General features: G+C 38.1%; 4 protein-coding genes. All 4 read right to left on the bottom strand.

Annotation, left to right across the window (positions count from 1 at the left end; translation table 11 throughout):
• Window positions 1-1,066, bottom strand: a 1,066-nt coding sequence (locus NAT51_RS19505; protein WP_250601774.1) for a DUF6443 domain-containing protein, incomplete at its 3' end; no start/stop codon positions are given.
• 429 nt (window positions 1,067-1,495) lie between these two features.
• Window positions 1,496-2,173, bottom strand: coding sequence for an IS1 family transposase (locus NAT51_RS19500; protein WP_250601772.1), 678 nt, complete (start codon window positions 2,171-2,173; stop codon window positions 1,496-1,498).
• A gap of 251 nt (window positions 2,174-2,424) precedes the next feature.
• Complete coding sequence (locus tag NAT51_RS19495) at window positions 2,425-2,907, bottom strand: hypothetical protein (RefSeq protein WP_250601770.1); 483 nt, start codon at window positions 2,905-2,907, stop codon at window positions 2,425-2,427.
• Window positions 2,885-4,440, bottom strand: a 1,556-nt coding sequence (locus NAT51_RS19490; RefSeq protein ID WP_317245814.1) for an RHS repeat-associated core domain-containing protein, incomplete at its 5' end; no start/stop codon positions are given. The genes NAT51_RS19490 and NAT51_RS19495, both read right to left, overlap by 23 nt.

The raw sequence follows: 4,440 nt of genomic DNA, 5'->3' as shown, positions 1-4,440 counted from the left end.
GATTGCTTCCGCCGTTAATACTGGTTTGTTGTGTACTTCTTGCATTCGGGTCAATCGTGGTAGGCAACCAACCGTTTTGCGTTGGTCTTCCGTACACATCATACTGGGTCACCATCACACCTGATGCTCCGGTTCCCCATGGTGATAGAGCCGGTCCAGTCGCTACCGGTTTATCCAGCAGGTCATACACGATAAATTCCCATTGCTTGCCGGGCAGTTTCTTCGACACCAATCGGTTGCGGTTGTCATACTGGTACTGGTAGCACAATCCGTTAAGGGTGTTGCTGTCGTAAGCTGCATTGGCCAATGGTGGAATCACATACGCTAAATTCCCGAACTGGTCGTACACATAATAGGTTTCATGCGCCACATTATTGTTAAAGGTTCGTTTCAACACGACCTTACCGGCCTTGTCCTTGAACTCCTGAGTAGTATGGTTGTTCCCTGAGGTCCAGTTTTCGTCTTTGGTAACGGTCAGGTACAGTTCATTGGCTGCATAATTTGTGGTTTGGGTCAACGTATTGGTATACGCCAGTAACGTTTCGTTCAAGGTCGCTGTAGCCTTGAACAGTTTCACGGCGTTGGTTCCGGTGGCCTCATTAGTACCATACTCAAACTTGATTTCGTGATTGGAACCCATCTTCCAGGCTTCGCCCGGTGCGCCCTGTTTCAATACCCGGTCAAGCGGTGAAGCTTCCAATTGTTTCTCGCTGTAGGGATACGCGGTGGTTTCCCCGTTGGACGGGGTCGTATAATACGTGTTTTGATTGGTCACCGCACTGCTTAAATAATCCAGTGTCGAAACGCCGGATACAAACGGCAAATAGTCTTTCACCGGTCTGCCATACGCATCATACTCGATGTGGGTCACGATATTCTGGCCTGTTGCACTCATGGCATTGTCTACTTTCTGGATCGGCCGGCCCAGTCCGTCAAAATAGGTGACAGTCGTTTGTGGCAATGTACTGCCCGGACCTCTGTAGGTTGTCGCCTTGGTATAGTTCTGGTTGGTGCTTTGCGCTAAGGCAAATCCCGGTACCATCAATAGTAATATCAGTTTTTTCATCTTGCCTTAGTGTTTGAAGTTTTGATCGAATTCATGAGTAGCATCTCAATATCATCTTTAATTAATGCAAACATATGAGATAAATTCTTACAGGGCAATCAGGGTAAATACTGATTTTTTAAGAGATTGAAAGATTAAAGGATTGGGCTTCGACTCCGCTCAGCCACCGTAATCTTAAATGGTTGAGTTTAGTAATGGTGGTTGAGCGGAGTCGAAACCACCATAAAACCGTGGCAATTTCATTTTCAAAAATGAAATTGCCACAACTTTTGTGGCAAAAAGAAAATTGAAAATGAAATTGCCACAGGATTGAATTGATTTTCTGTAAAACTGTGATCCAAGGGATTATCAGACCCCTCAAAATCCAGTATCAATACTTGAACATTCCAGACCTGACAGGTCTAATTGTTCTTCAATTAAAACAATTGACTACACCCAAAAGTAAATTTTCAAAACCGACTGCAAAACCAATTGGCTTCTGGAAAAGCAAATCGTTCTCCGGTTCAATCGTTTCAAATGGGTGCGCAATGAAAGATTCATCCGTTCAATATGATTGGTTCCGAATCTTTTTGTTTTGTGTATACCTTCATCAATAAGATATTTATAATGTTTCAGCTTATCTGTATAAACAGCTAATGGATTAGAATACGTAACCGATTTCAAAACTACATTTAAGGTATTATTAGTTCTGCGTCCAACATGAAAATTAATTATTTTCCTAGTTTCCCTTTCCAAAGCGTAAACAATCCACACCAACCTGTCTTTTCTCTTGATATACGTCCTGATTTCATCAACTTCATAAATTTTATTCATTGAGATTACCGGTTGTTGTATGGTTTTAGCGATGGAAATAATTCTTTTTAATAGGGTAGTGGTGGATATTTTCAATACTCTTGCAGTGCTTCTTATGCCAAGTCCTTCCTTAGTGAACAAGATAATTTTACTGTTTACTTCAGAATTATAGGCTTTATAAATATAAGCCTCAACTTTGGTTGTCCCACAAATTTTACAAATGAACCGTTGATTCCCTGATTTAGTTTTCCCATACTTTATGGTGCTCACACAACCACCAACACATCTGATACACGAACTCAACTCTGAAGCCATTTTCTTCGATTTAAAGGATTAAATACTAAAAAAGCAACCCGGAGGTTGCTTTTAAATTCTCAATTGTGAAATTATAAATGTTTGATTTTTAAAATAGTTATTAGCTAAAAATAGGCTGCCAACACATCTGATACATTACCCTATTCTTTTTCAATAAGTTATAGTTTCAAATTTCTGTATCACTAACTTTGATACATTACCCAGTTAGTGAGATACTACCTCATAGAATGCGCTATCGGGATTTTGAAGTGTTATTTCTTCAATGAGTAGTCAATAAACTTAGGTTCATATATTATCATTCCGCTTTCCTCTTTTGAATCTGCACATAAAACATCCTCAATTTTGTTATTATTTCGCTTAAATATAAAATCATCAATATCTCCAAACAAAAGCACACTGGAATTATTATATTTTAAATAACCACTTAATTTTTGAAAATGAATCATATTCTTCCTCTCTCTTCTAAAAGTATTGAATTTACTTTTAGAAATGCTTACTATGTAATTTGAAGCACTTTCCTTTTTAACATATACAATGTAGGAATCAGAATTTTTATCAAAAGTTTTTTCAGTTTCAAAATCTTTAAAAAATTTAATCATCGAATCATTTACTATTGTATGTGTTGGCTCAAGTTCATTAATTTCTTCGGCTGTGTAAAAATGTTTCTCACATCTACTAAAAATTAAGGTCAAAAAAAGAAGACCGCAAATTTTACATTTTTTTAATTGGTGCATAATAATTGTTTTTATTGTAACTACTATATGATTTTATTGGAACTGAATAAACATTTGTGCTTACGCTTTCTCTCGGATATTTATTTTTTAAAGTTGTCGCAAAAGCTTTATCCCCAGCTCCATATTTTTTGTCTCTTTTATCAAAACCTGAAGGACCATAGTAACCTTTTATTCCTCCATCGGTTGGATGACTATGAGAATGTTTATAACTATTCCCTTCACCTGCTTGACTATCAACAAGGCCAAATAATATCTCAGAACCTCCATACTCTTCAATTTTTGAATGACTAGTTGAAATCCAAGTATTAGTATTGTTCTCATCAACTTTACTCCATTCAACTTCAGTATTTTCAGCTAAGAATTCATATAACTTTGTTGCCTTATCTCCATATTTTGTATAAAAATAATGATACGAACCATTTCCACTACTATGGTCTTTTGTTACACCTTTCAAGACGTTCTTTTCAACTTCCGCATATGATTTAGTTTTTGCTCCTTTATCATCTGTTTTATAAAGCCTATCAACTTCTTTTCCATTTTTATCATAATACTTCTTATTGTCAAGTTTTTGAATATTACCTCTCTTATCAACTCCATAAGTATCTGTTACTCCTCTTCCATCTGGGTCGATAAAATGCACAGGATTATTGATTGCATATGTATAAGGTGATTCTGGATAGTATGTTTCCGCCAACGGGTCAATATTCATCCATCTCCCAATTGCAGGGTCATAATTCCTTGCCCCATAATCGTAGAAGTTAAGCCCCAGCTCATCCTGAAACTCCTTCCCGTTGTATTTATACTTATGATTCAAATAAGTTCCACTGGTCAGGATATAGCCCCAATCCATCGGGTTCTGATCCGGCTCGTTGTAGCCTTTGTGTTTCAATCCAAACGGGTAATAATTGCTTTCTTCAACTACATAAGGCGTTCCGTTGCCATCATCGGTATAGGTAACCCTTACGTTCCCTAAATGATCTGCATAGTTAAAATAATACACATAACCATCCTTATCATTCTTGATGAACCCTTCCGCATGCGGGATAAATTCCAATGCTTCGTCTTTATATTGGAATCCTCCGGCCATGTAATCCGTTTGGGTGAGTTTCTGTATATAGGTCACTGGGCCTACCGATGAATTTGTTGGTGTGGCATTGGCCATTGTTCCTTTCATATCTTCACCACCGCCTCCGCTGCCGCCTTGCTCATAATAATGGACTTTCTTACTTTTCTTGCTTCCTGCCGCATCGTAAATATACTCAATTTTGGTCTGCTTGCCATGCGGGTTGTAAAAAGTAATGGTAAACGGTAAGTTCAAATGGTTATAACTGATATTGGTAATCGCCTTGTTGTCGTCACGTGTCATGTTCCCGTTGGCATCATAGGCATAATCATCGTTGCTCGTTCCGTTCGGGTCCATGTTCTCGGCAAAACCTTCCAATGAACTGCTCGCATCCGTTACACTTAGCAAACGGTTTTTATTGTTGGGATCATACGCATACACCAGTTTGTCTACCTGGATTTCATAATCCT

It is taken from the genome of Flavobacterium amniphilum (assembly GCF_023634845.1).
In the GTDB taxonomy this organism is placed as follows: Bacteria; Bacteroidota; Bacteroidia; order Flavobacteriales; family Flavobacteriaceae; genus Flavobacterium; species Flavobacterium amniphilum.
This window is presented reverse-complemented; position numbering and strand designations above follow the sequence as displayed.